Below are 19,128 nucleotides of genomic sequence, written 5' to 3' on the forward strand. Positions count from 1 at the left end.
ATCCTACTGTCTCGTCAGGTTGGTGTACCATATATCATGGTATTCATGAACAAGTGCGACATGGTAGATGATGAAGAGCTACTAGAATTGGTTGAAATGGAAGTTCGTGAACTTCTATCTGACTATGACTTCCCAGGTGATGACACCCCAATCATCAAAGGTTCAGCACTAGAAGCATTGAATGGTTCTGACGGTAAATATGGTGAGCCTGCTGTTCTAGAACTACTAGACACGCTAGATTCATACATCCCAGAGCCTGAGCGTGACATCGATAAGTCATTCCTAATGCCAATCGAAGATGTCTTCTCAATCTCAGGTCGTGGTACTGTTGTAACTGGCCGTGTTGAATCAGGCATTATTAAAGTTGGTGATGAAATTGAAATCATCGGTATCAAACCAACTACTAAAACCACTTGTACTGGTGTTGAAATGTTCCGTAAGCTGCTAGACGAAGGTCGTGCAGGTGAGAACTGTGGTATCCTACTACGTGGTACTAAGCGTGAAGAAGTTCAACGTGGTCAAGTATTGGCTAAGCCAGGTTCAATCACCCCACACACCAAGTTTGATGCAGAAGTATACGTGCTATCAAAAGAAGAAGGTGGTCGTCATACCCCATTCCTAAATGGCTATCGTCCACAGTTCTACTTCCGTACCACAGACGTAACTGGTGCCATCACCCTACAAGAAGGCACTGAAATGGTTATGCCAGGTGATAACGTTGAGATGAGCGTTGAGCTAATCCACCCAATCGCCATGGACAAAGGTCTACGCTTTGCAATCCGTGAAGGCGGCCGTACTGTTGGTGCTGGTGTTGTTGCTAACGTTAAAGACTGATTCTTTTTCAGTCATTAACCAGGCAATTGCCACAAAAACCAAACTCGAAAGGGTTTGGTTTTTTTATGGGTGGTGGTTGGATTTTTTTTAGATTTGAGTATTAAATAAAAAATGTGCTGGTTAACCCAACACATTTTTTATTTAGCTATTTAAGGTTGGATAGCAAGGGCATCCAAATACTTTTCGGCATCAAGTGCAGCCATACATCCAGTGCCAGCTGATGTAATCGCCTGGCGATAGACATGATCAGCCACATCCCCAGCAGCAAACACGCCCTCAATACTGGTCGCAGTTGCATTGCCACTCAATCCGCTATTAACAATAATATAGCCGTCTTGCATCTTAAGCTGACCTTCAAATAGCCCAGTATTGGGCTTATGGCCAATAGCAACAAACAGACCCATAATGTCTAACTGTTTAACCGACCCGTCTTGGGTTGATTCAATGGTAAGCCCGGTAACGCCCATGTCATCCCCAGTCACTTCTTTGACCTGATGATTCCACTCAATCTTAATATTACCATTTTTAACTTTTTCAAATAATTGATCTTGCAGGATTTTTTCGGCGCGCAGGCTATCGCGGCGATGTATCAAGATGACTTCGCTAGCGATATTAGAAAGATATAGCGCTTCTTCAACAGCGGTATTACCGCCGCCAACCACGGCAATTTTTTGATTCTTATAAAAAAAACCATCACAAGTGGCACATGCAGATACGCCTTGACCCATGAATTTTTGTTCAGAATCCAGTCCCAAATACTGAGCAGTAGCGCCAGTAGCAATGATCAGCGCGTCACAGGTATATGTACCGCTGTCTCCCACCAATGTGAAAGGTCGATTTTGTAAATCGACTTGATTGATGCTGTCATAAATGAGCTCTGTACCAAAGCGTTCGGCATGTGCTCTCATGCGATCCATCAGACCATTACCAGTCAGACCATGCGCATCGCCTGGCCAATTATCCACCTCAGTGGTTGTGGTCAGCTGTCCGCCAACTTGCAAGCCTGTAATGATGACAGGATTTAGATTAGCTCGAGCGGCATAAACGGCTGCAGAATATCCTGCAGGACCTGAGCCAAGAATGATAAGGCGATGATGCTTTGACATAATTTCACTTCCTAATTAAACAACGATTTGATAAGTATATAAGGCTGCCACCCATAATTGCAAGTAAAAAGCCCGAATCATTGAGATTTGGGCTTTTGATACAAGATAACTTGCTTTAGATCATGCAACGATTAATCTAAAAATGCAAAGTGATCAATGTCCATCTGCATCATGGTCTCGCTTGGTACGGTCATGCTCTCTGCATGGGCTGAGCTGCGAGGTAGAAGCTTTTCAAAGTAGAATTCAGCTGTCTGAGTTTTGGCGATATAAAACTCTTTAGGCTGCTCTCCGCCGTTTTTGATTTTATCAAATGAAACGGCTGCCATGCGTGCCCAATGATATGCCATCATCACATAGCCTGAATACATCAAAAAGTCATCAGAAGCCGCTGACACGATGTCGCGATCTTTACGCGCGGTCAGTAGTAGGCGTGCGGTCAGCATGTTCCATTCAGCACACAGTTTGGTCAGTACCCAGACATATTTGCGCATGTCTTTATCTAGGGCATACTCACCGCACCATTTCATGATGCTCGCGGTATAATCACGAATCGCTTTACCGCCACCATGCAGCAGTACTTTTCTGCCCAATAGGTCCAGCGCCTGTACGCCTGTCGTACCTTCATACAGTGTCGCAATGCGTGCATCACGAGCGATGAGCTCCATGCCTGATTCTTTGATATAGCCGTGTCCGCCATAGATTTGTTGACCATGCTTGGCAGCTTCAATACCAAGTTCAGTTAAAAACCCTTTTAAGATGGGTGTAAAAAACCCCATTTTATCATCCCACTTTTTGATGGCGGTCTCATCGTCTTTAGCAACCGCTTCTGCCAACTTGTCAGCATATCGTGCGGTATGATAAATCATGGAGCGAGCACCTTCGGCAAACGCTTTTTGGGTAAGTAGCATACGGCGAACATCAGCATGATGAATGATGGCATCGGCTGGTTGATTTGGCTCTTTGACACCTGATAAAGCACGCATTGAGCGACGCTCTTTGGCATAGGGTAGGGAGTTTTGAAATGACAGCTCTATATGTGCCAAACCTTGGATACCTGTACCAATACGAGCAGTATTCATATAAGTGAACATGGCTTTAAGCCCTTTATTTGCTTCGCCAATCAAAAATCCAGTCGCACCATCAAAGTTGATAACACAAGTAGCAGAAGATGAAATGCCCATTTTGTGTTCAATAGATCCGCAGACAACAGCATTTCTCTTATCCGCTTCGCCATCAGCATTTGGTAGGAATTTGGGTACGATAAACAACGAAATACCTTTAGTGCCTGCAGGTGCATCAGGCAGTCTTGCTAAAACGATATGAATAATATTCTCGGTCAAATCATGCTCACCTGCAGAAATGAAAATTTTACTGCCTGTGATTGCGTAGCTGCCATCATCGTTTGGCACCGCACGAGTTTTCATCTGATTTAGGTCAGTACCGCACTGCGCTTCTGTCAAACACATCGTACCTGACCACTCACCTGAGATCAGTTTTGGCAGATAGGTAGATTTTTGTTCGGCGTCGCCATACTGTAAAATCGTATTAACAGAGCCTGTGGTAAGACCAGGATACATTGCCCATGGCCAGTTTGCTGTACCCATCATTTCTGATTTGATCAGATTTAAAGACATCGGCAAATTCATGCCGCCAAATTCTTCAGGATAGCTGATGCCTTGCCAGCCGCCTTCAACGAACTGCTGATACGCTTCTTTGAAGCCAGTCGGTGTGGTGACTTCGCCATCTTTAAAAGTACAGCCTTCGGCATCGGCAGGCTGATATAAGGGTGATAGCACATTTTCGGCAAAATCTGCAAAGCCTTCTAGGATCATATCCACAGACTCAGGATCTGCAGCGGCGCCATTGTCCAATGTTTTGTAATGCGCTTGATAGTCAAGCATTTCGTTCATCAAAAATTTGATATCACGTAAAGGGGCTTTATAAGTTAACATGAAATATCCTTTTATTTCAATTTATAGGGCGTGTGAGCACTCAAAAACTGCTTGAGATGCTTTCACTATACAGAGATTTTGCTGTTTATTAAAGGGTTAAAATGGTATAGATAACTTATTTTCATAATAAATAAGATTTATTATAATTATTAGTTATTCAACTGTGCAAAATACCCTTAAAATAAGCCATAAACTATCCACAGCCCATTCAATGACTTCTTAATTTGTCTGATCACAGCTTACATGCACCGCCTTCGCAGCCTTCATCATTGATGCTATCGACGCCACCTTCAACCGCGATGCCATCAAAGTCATCAAATAAATCCTCTAAATCATCAAACATCTCATCAGCTTGAGTTTGAAGTTTTTCGGTCATATCATCTCTCCAATTAAAGTTAAATAAACAGTCAATTTAAAATTCCACTTGGGATAAGTCAATCGTCTCGCCTGTCCATTGTTCAAAAGACAGTTTTGCTTGATGGATAAGCATACCAAAACCATCGGATGTCTTGGCGCCTTGTTTTTCAAAATGCGCCAAAAATTCCGATGGCTTGCCGTACATCATATCATAGGCAAAGCTTGCCGAGCAGCCGCCCAAATCAAGCACCTGCCCTGTGGTGGTGGCAGATGTGGCATTGATAATCACATCGAAGGCGTCGGCAGTGTTTAAGTCTGCCAGCGGCTTTGCGCTTAAACGATCAGAGTTAAAATCATCAATCAAGGCTTGGGCTTTTGAGAAAGTGCGATTAAAAACAGTGATCTGTGAGCCAGTTTCTAAAAGTGGCAAAATCGCGCCACGAGTCGCACCACCTGCACCGATAAGGGCAATTTTTTTATTATCCAACTTGATTGCCTGTGCGTACAAATCTGCAACCAACCCACGACCGTCAGTGTTATCGCCATACAGACCATGTTGGTCTTGTAAAATGGTATTTACCGCACCTGCAGCAAGGGCATGCGTGCTTAGGCGTCCATTTGATTTAATCATATCAAATGCTATTTCTTTAAAGGGCAGGGTAATATTTGCTCCCACACCGCCGCCTGCAAAAAATGCAGACACAACGGCGGTAAAGCTGTCTGCATCATTGGGGCAATATTGTTTTTGATAGCTCACAGGCAGCCCGACACTGCGTGCAAAGGCGGTATGGATTTGCGGGCTTTTTGAGTGATTGATGGGATTGCCAATGACGATAAAGTGCTGCATGGGGTGGGGTTTCCGGTAAGCTAAAATGGTTAAAGGCTAATTTTATCAAAATTCGCTGCTGATGGGGTGGTGTCTATGGGCTTTTATGTTAAAATTGTTAAAATTTTGATTGATGGTAATGTCATGGCAAGCGACCAACCAAAAAAAACCCCCAGTACTTCTCCCAAAAAAATCCGTAAAACTTGGCTAATATGGGCAGTTTTATTGGCAGTTTTGGCGGTGCTGTTTTTGACATTTCGTCCAGTCGCTGATGAAGAATTGGTCGAAGATGATGGTGAGGTCAAGGTCTATGAGCCTGTCGTCTATGATACTGCCACATGGCAAAAGGCTGCCGATACAAGCAGCGATATTGAAGAGCTAAAAGCACAGCTTGGCAGCACTGCCACAACAGAAGAGGCGCTTGATTTTTATGGTAGGCGTGCGACCCGCTACCGCTTTAGCGCACCGCACGAGCCACCGTTTTATCTCATTGAGTCAGAGAATTTCTTGGAGGTGGTTTGGTATTATGCTGCGTCCACTGACGATGAGACAACCAAAGCGCAGTCCATCGACTTTGCCAAGCGTGGCTATCGCATGATGAGTATGCTTGACCCAAATACAGGCGCTCATGTCGTGCATCAAATACTTCAAGGTATCGCTATGGGCTCCCAGCGTGTTGGTACGCTCAATCTTGAGCAGGCGGATTGCCAAGACTACCGCTGCCAAATTATTTTGCATAAATAAATGGCTATGGCAAAGTTTTATCAGTATTTCAATCGCACTTTGGTGGCATCAGATGATCGCATGGATGAGCGAGCCTTTGCCTTTGGGGATGGATTTTTTAGTACCATCGGCGTGTACCAAGGTGAGATCCTTTTTGCTGAATTACACCGCGACAGAATCACGCATGGTTTGAGTATTTTTAAGCTTACTTTAGAAACTGATGAGATGATGACGGGTCTAAGTCAGCTTGCCCATCACATGACAGAAGGCATGATCAAAATCATCATCACTCGACCCAAGCAAAGCTTACGTGGCTACGGTTTTTTGTCAGTGCAGCCCGCCCAAGTGTTGATTAAAGTGATGCCATCAGCGATTTATCAAGGCGTATCGTTTATCAAAGGCATACCCATCCAGCCAGCCATGCCACGCCAAATGGTCTGCTTGACACACAAGCTATCTCATCGCCCACCGCAGTTGGCAGGAATTAAGCTGATTGGTGCAACAGAACAGGTTTTTGCACACGCAGAGCTGCTTTATCGTCAGAGTGTGGATGACAGTATCTTGGATGGTTTGGTTGCCAATGTGCATGGCGAGTGGATTTGTGCGACGATGGGGAATGTGTTTTATCGTCTTGGGCAGAATTGGTACACGCCGTTGGTTGATAAATCGGGCGTGTTAGGGGTCATGCGATGTGCCGTTATTCAAAGTGGGCTGCTTGGTGATGTTAAAGAGCGTTTATTTACCAATGCAGATCTTGATTTAGTCAATGGCTTAATCACGACCAATGCAGTTCGTGGTATGACCGCCATGTCAATGCTTAATGGGCGTCAATTGACGCATCTTTTGGGCTGATTTATCCATCTATCATGAAGTGAGTGTGTGACATGTACTAAATTTATGGTCATTGGTCATAAATTTTTGCTAAAATGAACAAAATTTATCGCAATGAAATCTTATGGCAGCTCCAAAAAAAACCCAAAAACCCCAAAAAACACCAAAGCATAGGCATGCATCAAGACGCCCAAAAACTCACACCACTTCGCCCAATTCCCCGATCAAAACTGTACTTCTGATGATGGCTTTGGTTGCCACATTGATTGTGCTTTTTGTCGTGTATCAGTCAATTTATGCAACGACTGGTCATCCAGAGCAGACACTTACGGTGGATAAAGGCGAGGCTTATCACAGTCTTTTGAGTAAAAAACCTTGGTCAGATGCATTTTTGAGTTCGGCGTTTGTGACTAAGGCATATGTGGCACTTGCCACAGATAAGCCGCTACAAGCTGGAAACTATCAAGTGCCAGCAGGTGCTAGCCTTGCTCAGATGATTCGTATTTTAAGTCAGGGCGGGATGGCGACTGAATTTAGTTTGCGTATCATTGAGGGTAAGACGGTTAAAGAGTTGTATCATACGCTTAAGACGACCGATGGTGTGGTTTTAAAAGTTCTTACCCCGCCTGCAGATGGTTATAGTTGGACAGATGTGGTGCGTGATAATGAGGCGGTGGCAAAGGCACTTGAGATTGAATCACCCAATGGCAATTTGGAGGGTATGTTTGCACCAAATACTTACCAATTTTCACATGGCACAACTGATTTAGAAATTTTAAGACGCTTATATCAAGATCAGATAAAAATTTTGAATAAAGCTTGGGAATCTCGTGATGAAACTTTGCCTTATGAGACGCCGTATGACGCACTGATCATGGCAAGCATCATCGAAAAAGAAACGGGCATTAAACAAGAACGACAAATGGTTTCAGCGGTATTTGTCAATCGTCTGCGTCAGGGCATGAGACTGCAAACAGATCCGACAATCATTTATGGCATGTTTGACCGTTATGATGGTAAGATTTATCGAAGTAATATTGCCGAAAAAACAGATTATAATACCTATCAAATTGATGGTCTGCCACCAACGCCCATCGCATTACCTTCGGAAGCTTCCATTAAGGCAGCCATGCACCCTGCTGATACCGATGTGATTTATTTTGTCGCAACAGGCAATGGGGGGCATACTTTTAGTCGTACCTATCAAGAGCATCAAAAAGCTGTGGCAGAATATCGTGCTTTTATGAGTGATAGTAATCAATAAAAGGGTAAGTGCATGCAAGGGAAATTTATCAGTTTTGAGGGTACTGAAGGCGTGGGTAAAACCACGGCAATTGAAGCGCTCATTACTCGTTTGGTGGATCGTGGCATACAAGTCGTGCGTACAAGAGAGCCAGGTGGTAGTGAGCTGGCCGAGCAGTTGCGTCAACTATTTTTAAACCCGAATGCCAATATGAATGCCGACACAGAGATTTTGCTGATGTTTGCTGCACGCAGTGATCATTTGCATCAGGTGATTTTACCTGCAATCAAATCAGGTAAATGGGTAGTCAGTGACCGCTTTTTTGATAGTACGGTGGCTTATCAGGGTTTTGGGCGATATCATGGAAAACAAGCGGCATTGGCTAAGATTGAGCTTTTGATTGAGCAGTTTGTGCCCATTTATCCAGATGTGACGCTTTGGCTTGACTTGGATGTGGTTACGGGCATGCAGCGTGCCGCCAAACGCAGTGCCGCCGATCGGCTAGAAGCCAACGACATTGCTTTTTTTGAGCGTGTGTATCAAGGTTTGGCATATCAGCACAGCCACCACCCCAATCGCATTCATCGCATTGACGCCAATGGTACTGTGGCAGAAGTGGCGACACGGATAGATACCGCTTTGGGTCTTGATTGATTGTTTGATGGCTTAAGCCGCTTTTTGTGGCGCTTTATTGACGGCTATCGTCAGCTTTTGTAAGTCTTTGGTAAGATTTTGTCGCCAAAACAATCTTGACGGTAAGATAAAAATTGATGATACTTTGGCAAAATTACCGCTCGCTACGCTAAGGAATTTTTATGCGCAAAATCGCTCTGGCGCTGTGTACAGCCATGATGGTATCGACGCCTGCTTGGTTTACGCTAACGCACGCTACCCAAGCACATGCCGCTCATCAAGTGGACTTTTCAGACTTGGTTGAGCGCGTCTCGCCAGGGGTTGTGCGTATCAGCATCACCAAAAATGTTAATCAAGAGACGCTGGCGCAGGCGCGCGCTGTTGAATTACTCAAAGGATTTTTGGGCAATCAAGCCAAGCTACCCGATATTCCAGTGATCGAGCATGGTTATGGCACGGGATTTTTTATTACCCAAGATGGTTATATTTTGACCAATCATCATGTGGTTGAAAATGCTCAAACCATCACTGTTACCTTGCATGATCGCACTGAGCTTGATGCAACTTTGGTCGGTAGTGATGAAAGCTCAGACATTGCGGTGCTGAAAGTTTCAGGCGCTCATTTCCCTGCCTTACCAGTGGCTAAAACAGATAATCTAAAAGTTGGCGAACCTGTACTTGCCATCGGCTCACCGTTTGGTTTTGATTATTCAGCCTCGGCAGGGATTGTCTCGGCAAAATCTCGTAATGTCAGCCGTGAGGCAGCTGTCCCCTTTATCCAAAGTGATGTCGCCTTAAATCCTGGTAATTCAGGCGGACCGTTATTTAATCAGCACGGAGAAGTGGTGGCGGTCAATTCTTTGATCTTTAGTGGCACTGGCGGATATATGGGGCTGTCATTTTCCATTCCTATTGATGCTGCTATGGACATTTATCGCCAAATTCGCGACCATGGACGCGTCACCAGAGTGTATTTAGGCATCTCTGTTCAGGATGTTGATCGCAATTTGGCTGAAGCATATGGATTGTCCAGACCTCAAGGTGCGCTGCTCACTCGCGTAAATCCAGATTATCCCGCCAGTCAAGCAGGGCTTAAAGCTGGGGATGTGGTACTAAGTTTTAATGACATTCCGATTGTGCATGCCCATGATTTATTAAACCAGATCAATCGCGCCAAACCCAATGATTCTTTTGTGCTGACCTATCAGCGTCAAGGACGGCAGTATACCGCATCAGGCAATTTTGGCGATGCTCAAAATGACATTGCCTCTGAATCCAAATCAAAAAATACCGATGGCGTGCGTTTGGGTGTGCGCTTAAGATCGCTTAATGCAGCCGAGCGGCGTACATTGAGTCGCTATGGTGTCAATGGCGGCGTGATGATTACTTCGGTGGATCTGGTGGGCCGAGCTGCGCGCGCTGGCATCAGTCCTGGTGATGTGGTTGTTGGGCTAAATCATCAACCCATCCGCGATATTGAAGAGTTTGCCGCTGTTGTCGCCCAGCTGCCAAAATCAGGCGTGGTAGCAGTGCAACTGATTCGTCAAGGCACGCCTGCTATTATTGGGCTGCGTATTGATGACTAAACGATGGCTAAAGTGTGCCCGCTGATCGATCACTCAAACTGACCAAGTCTGCGATCAGATCATAAAATAACTGTAAAAATGTCATCTAAATGTGATAAACTACAAAAGATTATTCTGCTTTTTAAAATCTTAGCTAAAGCAGCTCCAATCGTCTTCATCACAACTAAAAGTATTTAGCAAGGTGTCTTATGACAGATGCGTATCAACAAATCAAATCAACATTAAAAGGTGTCATGACCGCTTTGGTGACTCCCATGAAGCCGGATGGCTCGGTGGATTATGATACGCTTGCCCGTCTTATAGATTGGCAGATTGATGAAGGAATTAATGCCTTGGTAGCGGTAGGCACCACGGGCGAGTCAGCGACCCTTGCGATGGATGAGCATATCGATGTGATTGGATTTTTTGTGAAGCAAGTCGCAGGGCGTGTCCCAGTCATCGCAGGCACTGGCGCCAACTCAACCCACGAGGCGATCGCGCTGACCGCTGCTGCCAAGGAAGCAGGTGCTGATTTTGCCTTATTGGTTGTGCCATATTATAACAAGCCAACCCAAGAAGGCATGTATCAGCACTTTAAGGCGATTGCTGAGGCGGTGGATATTCCTCAGATTTTATATAATGTGCCTGGTCGCACGGTCGCTGATTTATCTGAAGAGACAGTGAGCCGTTTGGCGGATATTGATAATATCGTGGCAATCAAGGATGCAACAGGTAATCTTGAACGAGGCATCAGTCTAATTCGCCGAGTGGGTGAGCGTATGGTGGTATTATCAGGCGATGATCCAACAGCACTTGAGCTGATAAAATATGGCTCAAAAGGTGATATTTCTGTTACCTCTAATATTGCACCCAAGGCGATGAGTCAAGCGTTTGGATTGGCACTTGAAGGTCGTTTTGAGGAAGCTTACCAAATTCATGATACTATTGTTCATCTACACCGTGATTTATTCATTGAGTCCAGCCCCCAGCCTGTCAAATATGCCTTACACAAAATGGGCAAAATTGGCACAGGCATTCGTTTGCCTATGGTTTGGCTGGCTGAACACTATCACGAAACCATTGATAATTCACTCAAAAAAGCAGGGTTGATTTAGTTTGAGTAATACTCGCTGACATGCTGATAAATATGGGTAATGACCAAATACAAGACAAAAGTGGAAGGTTTATGAAATTTTTAAAAATCACGGCTGGTGTGTTAACGGCTAGCATGATGTTGACAGGCTGCACAACAACCAAAAATATTCTGTCAAAGCGTAATAATGGCAGTTTGGATTATCGCAATGAAAAAAAACTGGTGCCTATTCAGTTGCCAGCACAACAACCAACTGCAGAATTTACACCTTTGTATCATACACCAAATTCGGTGAGCCAGTTGCCAGATTTTATGAATGAATCAGGCAAGCAATATCAACTGCCAAGACCACCGAGCGTTAGGTAATATCGCTTAAAGCTTTGGATGACTTCCTAATTTATTAATCAAATGAGATTACCATGCAAAAACAAGCACTACTTTATACTGGAAAAGCCAAATCCGTTTATGAAACTGACCATTCTGACTATTTGATTTTACATTTTCGTAATGATGCCAGTGCATTTAATGGCGAAAAAATGGAAAGCCTTGACCGAAAAGGCATCGTTAATAATCGTTTTAATGCTTTTATCATGCAAAAACTTGCAGATGCAGGCATTGAAACGCACTTTGAAAAGCAGCTTTCTGATGATGAAGTCTTGGTAAAACGCCTAAAAATGATTCCTGTGGAAGCTGTTGTGCGTAACTATGCTGCAGGCGGTTTGATGAAGCGTTTGGGGCTATCTGAAGGTTTGCCATTATTACCACCAACTTATGAGCTGTTTTATAAGGACGATGCACTTGGTGATCCGATGTTGAGTGAGTCAACCGCCATTGCTCTGGGTTATGCCACTGCTGATGAGCTTGCCCAAATGCAAAGCCTGACTTTGAAAGTCAATGAAGTATTATCAAAATTGTTTGATGATGCAGGCTTGATGTTGGTGGATTTTAAATTGGAGTTTGGGTTATTCCAAGGTCGTGTGGTACTTGGTGATGAATTTTCGCCAGATGGCTGCCGCTTGTGGGATAAGCAAACCAAGAAAAAACTTGATAAAGATCGCTTCCGTCAAGGTTTGGGCGATGTGGTTGAGGGCTATGAAGAAGTTGCTCGCCGCATTGGTGTACCTTTGTAATTATTTACAGATTTTGAAGATAAAGCCATGTATTTTCAGATGTATAAAATTGTTACCTATATCCCTGAGCCTGATTTAGAGACGGTAAAGACTGCGATGTTTGAAGCTGGTGCAGGTCATTTTGGTCAATATGAGCGTTGCAGCTGGCAGACCTTGGGCGTCGGTCAGTTTTGCCCCTTGGAAGGTGCTAATCCAACGATTGGTAAAATCGGGCAGGTCAGTCAGGTTTCTGAATGGAAAGTGGAAATGATCGTGCCTGAAAATAAGCTGTATGAAGTTGTTGAAGCTTATAAGTGTGCACATCCTTATGAAGTACCCGCTTATGAAGTCTATCAAACGGTGGATGTTGATAGCGATTAAGCTTACCAAATTAAATTAATTAGCCAATCCTGTCATAAGCCTTTGGAAATATTCAAAGGCTTATTTGTTAGGATTCTGTTAATCGCTGCGCTCAGTGACGCCTTCTTGCACGCGATCTTCGATGACTTGCGCTAATGTTTCATAAGTAGGCCTCTGGGTGTCTAGTACGGCTTGCCAAGCGTGTATCGCATCATGGCGATAGATATGACCATGCCCTGGCGGAGTGTTGCTTGATGCTGGCATATCTAAGCTCAGCTCCCAAAGGCTCAAAATGGGTAGCCAAAGCGGCATACGAGCAAGATCTCGCCCTGCTGGCTCGCTCATCCAATCTGGACGGCGATAGAGCATGTCGGGCGACCACCAGACAATCGGATCAGATGCATATTGCACAAAGACAATGCGCGGTGGCCGCCAATTTTCATAAAGATGTCCTTGAGGATGACCTTGCATGCTTAGCATTTCTGGATAATCCATAAATCGCACATGCCGTCCCCCATCGATAATGGGCAAATTCTCAGGTGTGCTATCTGCACGCATCTTAACCAAATTTGACCAAAGCTCGCTAAGTCGTGGCGTACCGACCCATACAGCGCCATCAATGCTTGATATCAGTTCATTGTAATCTTGAAAATTGCTTTGGGTGGCAAAGGCGCCCAGCGATTCACCGGCCAAATAGAGCTTGGGGCGGTGTTTGGGATCGAGCTTGGACAGTCTATTTTGAATGGCTTGATATAATCGCTGGTTGGCGTCACTGGAGGCTTGCCTATCAACAATGAATGAAATTTGGCTTGGTAAATAAGAATACTGGATGGAGACGCTGGCTATATCGCCATCGGTCAGATATTCTGCCGCTAAGCTGCTGTATTCTTCAACCCAACCACGACCTGTTGCGCCATGAATGACCAAGTGTGATCGCTGCCATGCGCCTGTTCTGTCCATCTCTTTGAGGGCCAATGTCACCAGTGCGTCTGCATCACTGGTGACAGATTCTTCATGATCAAGCCCAACAAAGACGCGGATGGGTTCCAAAGCAGGCTTGCCAGTGACTGAAGAAATGTCAGCTGCACTTGGACCAAGTGAGACAAAACGCTGACCATAATGTCCAAGCGCCTGCCATGACTGAGTTGAGACGCCATCAACGCCTGAGCGGTTGGGCGTGATGGGCGCATTTAAAGACTCAGGCTCTGTCAAATCAAGCTCAAGGGCTTTTTGGGAGATGAATTGCAAAGCAGGGCGCCATACATAATGACGCGTCAGCCCTATCAAAACTGAGCCGACCAATGCAGTGACCAAAACCCAGGTGATCACGCGAATCGGTAATGCAAGTTTTGGAGCAATCAGATTCACCAGCCACTCAATCAAAACAATAATCCATCGACCTAATACAATGATACCAAGCCAGCCTAACACCCCAATCACCACGCCAAGGGCTGTAAGGTACAGCGGCTCTTTGGGCATATCCATCAAGTCACGCATGGTTTGCATGATCTGCCACTGATAAAATGTCATGGCAACCAAACCCAGCAGTCCAATGAGAGTAATGGGTAAACGGTATTTGCTCAAAACGGTGAGTTTTGGGCGATTTAGTGCAAGACAAATCAGATTGATGGCATGATGAATAAATTTGCCCACAGCGTAGCCAACTGATCCAGATACCGCACAGCAAACGGTTTGTATCAACCATGAACGCGGCAGTAGCATGGGCGTCATGGAGATATAAAAACAGACAAACCCCAAAATGAGCCCAAAAATACTCAGTGTATGAAAAAACAACCAAGGTGAGGCGATGGGATGGTGGGATGGCGCGTTGGCACTGGATGGCAGCTTCATAACAACCCAAAATAACAAAATAAAGACACAGATTTTATCATTTTAATTAAATAAAAAATAAAAGAAATCAAAAACTTTGTTGTAAAAGCGTTAATGAATTTTAGGTTTTTAAGCCCAGTCTTTTATGCTATGATAGACCAATTTTTATAAAAATTTTGGAAGTATCATGTCAACTTTGCTGAGTCATCACGAGTATCTTCGCCTCAAAAGTCAGGGCTTTAGCCATGTACCCTTAATCAAAAAACGCCTTATGGATGATGCCACGCCTGTGTCGGTTTTTGCCAATATCAGACAGCTCAATCCCAAGGCATATTTGTTTGAGTCGGTGGTTGGCGGTGAGCGTTTTGCGCGTTACTCGATGATTGGTCTGGGTAAGGGTGTGTATTTTGAATACCAAGATGGCGTCATGCGCGTAGGGTCGGAGCTTGTGGGTACGGTATCAAGTACAAAGACCGATCAGCCGTTTGATGAGATTCGACGCTTTATGGGGCAATTTAAAATGCCCACCAAAGACGATGTGCCAAATTTACCAGTCTTTAGTGGCGGTTTGGTGGGGTATTTTGGGTATGATTTGATACGCACGATTGAGCCGACAGTTGGGCATTCTGGTGCACCCAATCCTTTGAATTTACCTGATCTGTGGCTGATGCTTTCTACAGAGGTGGTGGTCTTTGATAATCTTGAGCACACGCTTTCTATTGTGGTCTATGCCAACTGTGATGTTGAAAATGGCTATGAAGATGCGCTCAGCCGCTTAACGAATATCGAAAATGCCCTGAATCAAAAGCCAGATCTGACCACCAAAGTGCAACCGATACCAAAGTTTGTGTCAGCCACAGGCGAGCAAAAATTCTGTGATGATGTCCAAAAAATCAAAGACTACATCTTGGCAGGCGATGTGATGCAAGTCGTGCCCGCCCAAAGATTGTCAGCCAAGTTTGAAGCAGATGCGCTCAGTGTGTATCGAGCGCTGCGTTATTTAAACCCATCGCCGTATCTATTTATGCTGCATGGTGAAACTTTTGGTACAATCAAATCACCGTTTGATATTATTGGTGCTTCCCCTGAGATTTTATCGCGCATCGAAAACGGCACAGTGACGGTCAGACCATTGGCAGGTACACGCCGGCGTGGCAGTGATATGGATGAGGATCTGGCGCTTGAGCATGAGTTATTGAACGATCAAAAAGAGATTGCAGAACATCTGATGCTCATTGATCTAGGACGTAATGACATTGGGCGCGTCTGTGAGATCGGTTCGGTTAAGGTGACCGATAAGATGTTCATTGAGCGCTACTCACAAGTGATGCATATCGCTAGTAATGTCGAGGGGCGTGTGCGCCAAGATGTGGATGCTTTGGATGTGTTTTGCGCGACTTTTCCAGCGGGTACTTTGTCTGGTGCGCCAAAAATCCGTGCCATGCAAATTATTGATGAAGTTGAGCCGGTGCGCCGCACCGTTTTTGGTGGGGCGATCGGATATCTTGGCTGGCATGGCAATATGGATACTGCCATCGCGATACGCACAGCCGTCATGAAAGATGGTCAAATCCACGTACAAGCTGGTGCAGGCGTGGTGGCAGATTCAGACCCTTTGGCTGAATGGGATGAAACCAACAAAAAAGCTTTAGCCCTTGTCAAGGCAGTAGAAATGGCGTGTAGAGGGCTTGAGATTTAAGTGTATTTGTTTTTAATTCAAAGCTTATCTATTACCGCGCTTTGAATTAAAAAGTTGATATGACCAAAAATTTTAAAGAAATAAAATTTGATTATAGCTTCCACATCCAAAGAGATCGACCATTGATAGTCAATCCAAATTATTAGTTAAACAATTTGTTAAACTATGATTTAAGTCATCCCGCCATTCAGCAGGCTCGATGATGGTTAAATGTGGTATCCATGAGCGAATCATCAGAAAAATCTGCTGCTTTTGATAGACACTGCATTGGATTAACAGCCCGCCATCTTCCAAACTCTTGATGATTTTTTGATTAGGCAAGATTTGTTTTTGTAAAAAATATCCCCGTGCATATTCATCTGTTTTGATGAGTACATTGGTAAGCTGATGACCGAACCAAATTCCTTGACCTTGATCAATTAATTGCCAGATCTCATCATCAGGCACAAAAGACTGTCCTTGTAAGACACTTAAATTAAGAATTTTACTGAGCCTAAAAGTTTTGATTTCATTATTTTGAGTGGCGATCAAATACCAACAACCCCGATGATTGAGAAGCTTATAAGGATGAACAAGCCGAGTTTGGTTCTTATAATCCAAGCGAATGATCTGTTGTTCGGCGATGGCACTTGTACAGCGAGTAGAAGAGGGCGATCGCAGACTTGATGTGGTTGAATACATTTGGTACTGTGAAGCTTTGGGCATTAATCCTTCACTAGGTTTGCAAATCATACTTGAATGTAATAAGGTCAATATAACCGCTTAATGGGACAGGTTGTGTCCATTTGAATAAAATGATTCAATTTTTATGCGTTATTTTAATTATAAGTAACGATCGGGTTATTTGAACACAAATAATTTATAAAAATCAATCAGTTATAAAAATTATCCATAATTTGAATTAAAATTTTAAAAAAAAGCTTGCACAATCTCAAAAATTTGGTATTATAAGCACCACTTAGGAAATACACCGCCGGCTTAGCTCAGTTGGTAGAGCAACTGACTTGTAATCAGTAGGTCGCCAGTTCGATTCCGGCAGCCGGCACCATTCCTAAAAATATTAGGTTAAGCCCATAAAATGGGCTTCATCTTTTACCAGACCAGTAAAAGAATGCCTATCAAACTTGGTGGGGTTGGGGAGCGGTCAAACCCAACAGACTGTAACTCTGTCGCGAAAGCTTCGAAGGTTCGAATCCTTCCCCCACCACCATTATTCCCTACCTAGGTATACTACCCTGCGGGTGTAGTTTAGTGGTAGAACCTCAGCCTTCCAAGCTGATGGTGCGGGTTCGATTCCCGCCACCCGCTCCACATTATTAGTTTGCTCTTGTAGCTCAGGGGTAGAGCACTCCCTTGGTAAGGGAGAGGTCGCGAGTTCAATTCTCGCCAAGAGCTCCATGTTTAGAATCCTTAGATATTTCTAAGGATTTTTTATTGGGGATTTTTTGGTGTTTATGATCATATAGCGCATATAGTCAACATGATTTGGTTTATGTCGCAATAAAGGTCGGCAGCGGGTAGTTTGATTATTTCATTAAGATGGCTTAATTAAGACATTATGATGAAATAAAAGAATTTAAATGTATTTCAATCAAAAATCTTATATGCTATAATGTGTCAGGATATGGTTTTGAATTTATTTATATATTTCGAAACCGTGGTGTTTAATTAACAATGAGGAAACCATCATGGCAAAGGCCAAGTTTGAACGTGTAAAACCACACGTAAACGTTGGTACCATCGGTCACGTTGACCATGGTAAAACCACTCTAACTGCTGCTATCGCAACCGTTGCTGCTAAGCACCACGGTGGTGAAGCAAAAGACTACGCTGCTATCGACTCTGCCCCTGAAGAAAAAGCACGTGGTATTACTATTAACACATCTCACATCGAGTATGACACAGAAGCTCGTCACTACGCACATGTAGACTGCCCAGGCCACGCTGACTATGTTAAAAACATGATCACAGGTGCTGCACAGATGGACGGCGCAATCTTGGTTGTTTCTGCAACTGACGGCCCAATGCCACAAACTCGTGAGCACATCCTACTGTCTCGTCAGGTTGGTGTACCATATATCATGGTATTCATGAACAAGTGCGACATGGTAGATGATGAAGAGCTACTAGAATTGGTTGAAATGGAAGTTCGTGAACTTCTATCTGACTATGACTTCCCAGGTGATGACACCCCAATCATCAAAGGTTCAGCACTAGAAGCATTGAATGGTTCTGACGGTAAATATGGTGAGCCTGCTGTTCTAGAACTACTAGACACGCTAGATTCATACATCCCAGAGCCTGAGCGTGACATCGATAAGTCATTCCTAATGCCAATCGAAGATGTCTTCTCAATCTCAGGTCGTGGTACTGTTGTAACTGGCCGTGTTGAATCAGGCATTATTAAAGTTGGTGATGAAATTGAAATCATCGGTATCAAACCAACTACTAAAACCACTTGTACTGGTGTTGAAATGTTCCGTAAGCTGCTAGACGAAGGTCGTGCAGGTGAGAACTGTGGTATCCTACTACGTGGTACTAAGCGTGAAGAAGTTCAACGTGGTCAAGTATTGGCTAAGCCAGGTTCAATCACCCCACACACCAAGTTTGATGCAGAAGTATACGTGCTATCAAAAGAAGAAGGTGGTCGTCATACCCCATTCCTAAATGGCTATCGTCCACAGTTCTACTTCCGTACCACAGACGTAACTGGTGCCATCACCCTACAAGAAGGCACTGAAATGGTTATGCCAGGTGATAACGTTGAGATGAGCGTTGAGCTAATCCACCCAATCGCCATGGACAAAGGTCTACGCTTTGCAATCCGTGAAGGCGGCCGTACTGTTGGTGCTGGTGTTGTTGCTAACGTTAAAGACTGATTCTTTTTCAGTCATTAACCAGGCAATTGCCACAAAAACCAAACTCGAAAGGGTTTGGTTTTTTTATGGGTGGTGGTTGGATTTTTTT

At 44.2% G+C, this 19,128-nt stretch carries 18 protein-coding genes, 4 tRNA genes and 1 pseudogene; 17 read left to right on the top strand and 6 right to left on the bottom strand.

Annotated elements, in window-relative coordinates; all coding sequences use genetic code 11:
* Positions 1-834: elongation factor Tu (locus tag AO382_RS08265; RefSeq protein ID WP_064620070.1), on the top strand; the 834-nt coding region annotated here is incomplete at its 5' end.
* Positions 835-983: 149 nt separating this feature from the next.
* Here AO382_RS08265 and trxB read toward each other — a convergent pair.
* The 4 genes from trxB to aroE all read right to left on the bottom strand — a co-directional run bounded on the left by trxB (position 984) and on the right by aroE (position 5,096).
* On the bottom strand, positions 984-1,940 hold the full coding sequence (trxB, locus tag AO382_RS08270) for a thioredoxin-disulfide reductase (RefSeq protein ID WP_064620072.1): 957 nt from the start codon (positions 1,938-1,940) through the stop codon (positions 984-986).
* Between the two features lie 131 nt (positions 1,941-2,071).
* On the bottom strand, positions 2,072-3,892 hold the full coding sequence (locus AO382_RS08275; RefSeq protein WP_064620075.1) for an acyl-CoA dehydrogenase C-terminal domain-containing protein: 1,821 nt from the start codon (positions 3,890-3,892) through the stop codon (positions 2,072-2,074).
* A 232-nt stretch (positions 3,893-4,124) separates the two neighbouring features.
* A complete protein-coding gene (locus AO382_RS10895) occupies positions 4,125-4,268 on the bottom strand; it encodes a hypothetical protein (RefSeq protein WP_181878866.1) in 144 nt (47 codons plus the stop codon).
* A gap of 36 nt (positions 4,269-4,304) precedes the next feature.
* Positions 4,305-5,096, bottom strand: coding sequence for a shikimate dehydrogenase (gene aroE / locus AO382_RS08280; RefSeq protein ID WP_064620077.1), 792 nt, complete (start codon positions 5,094-5,096; stop codon positions 4,305-4,307).
* 123 nt (positions 5,097-5,219) lie between these two features.
* Between aroE and AO382_RS08285 the strand changes: the two genes are divergently transcribed.
* The 9 genes from AO382_RS08285 to AO382_RS08325 all read left to right on the top strand — a co-directional run bounded on the left by AO382_RS08285 (position 5,220) and on the right by AO382_RS08325 (position 12,653).
* Entirely contained in the window at positions 5,220-5,819 is a 600-nt protein-coding gene (locus AO382_RS08285; RefSeq protein WP_064620097.1) for a hypothetical protein, read from the top strand.
* Positions 5,820-6,650 carry an aminotransferase class IV gene (locus tag AO382_RS08290; RefSeq protein WP_064620079.1) on the top strand — a complete coding sequence of 277 codons (831 nt, stop codon included), beginning with the start codon at positions 5,820-5,822 and terminating at the stop codon, positions 6,648-6,650.
* A gap of 103 nt (positions 6,651-6,753) precedes the next feature.
* Entirely contained in the window at positions 6,754-7,893 is a 1,140-nt protein-coding gene (mltG, locus tag AO382_RS08295) for an endolytic transglycosylase MltG (protein WP_064620082.1), read from the top strand.
* Between the two features lie 12 nt (positions 7,894-7,905).
* Positions 7,906-8,526 carry a dTMP kinase gene (tmk, locus tag AO382_RS08300; RefSeq protein WP_064620085.1) on the top strand — a complete coding sequence of 207 codons (621 nt, stop codon included), beginning with the start codon at positions 7,906-7,908 and terminating at the stop codon, positions 8,524-8,526.
* Between the two features lie 161 nt (positions 8,527-8,687).
* Positions 8,688-10,091 carry a Do family serine endopeptidase gene (locus tag AO382_RS08305; protein WP_181878867.1) on the top strand — a complete coding sequence of 468 codons (1,404 nt, stop codon included), beginning with the start codon at positions 8,688-8,690 and terminating at the stop codon, positions 10,089-10,091.
* A 188-nt stretch (positions 10,092-10,279) separates the two neighbouring features.
* Positions 10,280-11,185 carry a 4-hydroxy-tetrahydrodipicolinate synthase gene (dapA, locus tag AO382_RS08310; RefSeq protein WP_064620088.1) on the top strand — a complete coding sequence of 302 codons (906 nt, stop codon included), beginning with the start codon at positions 10,280-10,282 and terminating at the stop codon, positions 11,183-11,185.
* 71 nt (positions 11,186-11,256) lie between these two features.
* Positions 11,257-11,529 (top strand): hypothetical protein, encoded by a 273-nt coding sequence (locus tag AO382_RS08315; RefSeq protein ID WP_064620091.1) that lies wholly within the window; start codon positions 11,257-11,259, stop codon positions 11,527-11,529.
* 53 nt (positions 11,530-11,582) lie between these two features.
* Entirely contained in the window at positions 11,583-12,293 is a 711-nt protein-coding gene (purC, locus tag AO382_RS08320; protein ID WP_003666978.1) for a phosphoribosylaminoimidazolesuccinocarboxamide synthase, read from the top strand.
* A 39-nt stretch (positions 12,294-12,332) separates the two neighbouring features.
* Positions 12,333-12,653 carry a hypothetical protein gene (locus tag AO382_RS08325; RefSeq protein ID WP_064620103.1) on the top strand — a complete coding sequence of 107 codons (321 nt, stop codon included), beginning with the start codon at positions 12,333-12,335 and terminating at the stop codon, positions 12,651-12,653.
* A gap of 78 nt (positions 12,654-12,731) precedes the next feature.
* On the opposite strand, the gene AO382_RS08330 is transcribed toward AO382_RS08325, so the two are convergent.
* Entirely contained in the window at positions 12,732-14,483 is a 1,752-nt protein-coding gene (locus tag AO382_RS08330) for an alpha/beta-hydrolase family protein (RefSeq protein WP_064620094.1), read from the bottom strand.
* Positions 14,484-14,649: 166 nt separating this feature from the next.
* Between AO382_RS08330 and AO382_RS08335 the strand changes: the two genes are divergently transcribed.
* Positions 14,650-16,161: an anthranilate synthase component I family protein gene (locus AO382_RS08335; RefSeq protein ID WP_081261396.1), complete on the top strand. Its 1,512-nt coding sequence runs from the start codon at positions 14,650-14,652 to the stop codon at positions 16,159-16,161.
* 129 nt (positions 16,162-16,290) lie between these two features.
* Here AO382_RS08335 and AO382_RS08340 read toward each other — a convergent pair whose 3' ends face one another.
* A complete protein-coding gene (locus AO382_RS08340) occupies positions 16,291-16,842 on the bottom strand; it encodes a WYL domain-containing protein (RefSeq protein ID WP_227513666.1) in 552 nt (183 codons plus the stop codon).
* Between AO382_RS08340 and AO382_RS11105 the strand changes: the two are divergent.
* From AO382_RS11105 to tuf, 6 genes and pseudogenes are all read left to right on the top strand, one after another.
* A pseudogene (locus tag AO382_RS11105) lies at positions 16,787-16,927 on the top strand (transcriptional regulator); the annotation flags it as partial. The gene AO382_RS08340 and the pseudogene AO382_RS11105 sit on opposite strands and share 56 nt — an antisense overlap.
* A gap of 206 nt (positions 16,928-17,133) precedes the next feature.
* Positions 17,134-17,209: transfer RNA gene (locus AO382_RS08345), tRNA-Thr, on the top strand.
* 78 nt (positions 17,210-17,287) lie between these two features.
* Positions 17,288-17,371 (top strand) — tRNA-Tyr (locus AO382_RS08350).
* 27 nt (positions 17,372-17,398) lie between these two features.
* Positions 17,399-17,472: transfer RNA gene (locus tag AO382_RS08355), tRNA-Gly, on the top strand.
* A gap of 12 nt (positions 17,473-17,484) precedes the next feature.
* A tRNA-Thr gene (locus AO382_RS08360) sits at positions 17,485-17,559 on the top strand.
* A 290-nt stretch (positions 17,560-17,849) separates the two neighbouring features.
* Complete coding sequence (gene tuf / locus AO382_RS08365) at positions 17,850-19,040, top strand: elongation factor Tu (protein ID WP_064609853.1); 1,191 nt, start codon at positions 17,850-17,852, stop codon at positions 19,038-19,040.
* The last annotated feature ends 88 nt before the right edge of the window (positions 19,041-19,128 follow it).

The sequence above is a fragment of the Moraxella catarrhalis genome (assembly GCF_001656295.1).
Lineage (GTDB): Bacteria > Pseudomonadota > Gammaproteobacteria > Pseudomonadales > Moraxellaceae > Moraxella > Moraxella veridica.